Origin of the sequence: Alishewanella maricola, assembly GCF_016343785.1 — a bacterium.
Lineage (GTDB): Bacteria > Pseudomonadota > Gammaproteobacteria > Enterobacterales > Alteromonadaceae > Alishewanella > Alishewanella maricola.
On sequence record NZ_JAEINI020000045.1, the window covers coordinates 1 to 658 of the forward strand.

1 protein-coding gene is annotated in these 658 nt (G+C 55.9%); it reads left to right on the forward strand.

Annotated features, from left to right (window positions below; translation table 11 throughout):
- A partial coding sequence (locus JAO78_RS16645) for a hypothetical protein (RefSeq protein WP_226752484.1) occupies positions 1 to 189 on the forward strand: 189 nt, incomplete at its 5' end.
- Positions 190 to 658 lie beyond the last annotated feature (469 nt).

The window sequence follows — 658 nt, forward strand, 5'->3', positions numbered from 1 at the left end:
CTATCCTCAAGTACCAAATCACATGGCGACAAATTCGTCAGGAACGAATTTGGACTGCCGCAGGCAGGTCGCGAAGCGATGCAGGCCAAGAATGGCCTGCTCAATGCCACCAGCGCAGCGCTGCGGCTGGCATGCGTGAGTGTGCGCCGCGAGGCGCTTCAACGCAAAAAGGCTTACCCGTTAGGATAAGCCTTTTGCTTGAATGAGGTGCCTTCATGCCCTTCGCAGAGCTCAGGGCGTTCAGCCGGCGTCAAACCAAACTATTGGCTTACCGTATTTCCGGCTTCACTGTACTACTTTGCTCACCCCTCCCCTGGGGTTCGCCGCTGCGCGGCCAGCTAAAGCTGTCCAAAAACGTTCCAGACGTTTTTGTCGCATGGTGTCGCCCGGCTCGAGCAGTACACCGCCTCAAGATATTTCAACCAATAAAAAAGCCCCACTCTTGCGAGTAGGGCTTTTCTATTGAATGAGGTGCCTTCATGCCCTTCGCAGAGCTCAGGGCGTTCAGCCGGCGCCAAGCCAAACTGTTGGCTTGCCGTATTTCCGGCCTCACTGTACTACTTTGCTCACCCCTTGCCTGGGGTTCGCCGCTGCGCGGCCAGCTAAAGCTGTTCAAAAACGTTCCAGACGTTTTTGTCGCATGGTGTCGCCCTGCTCT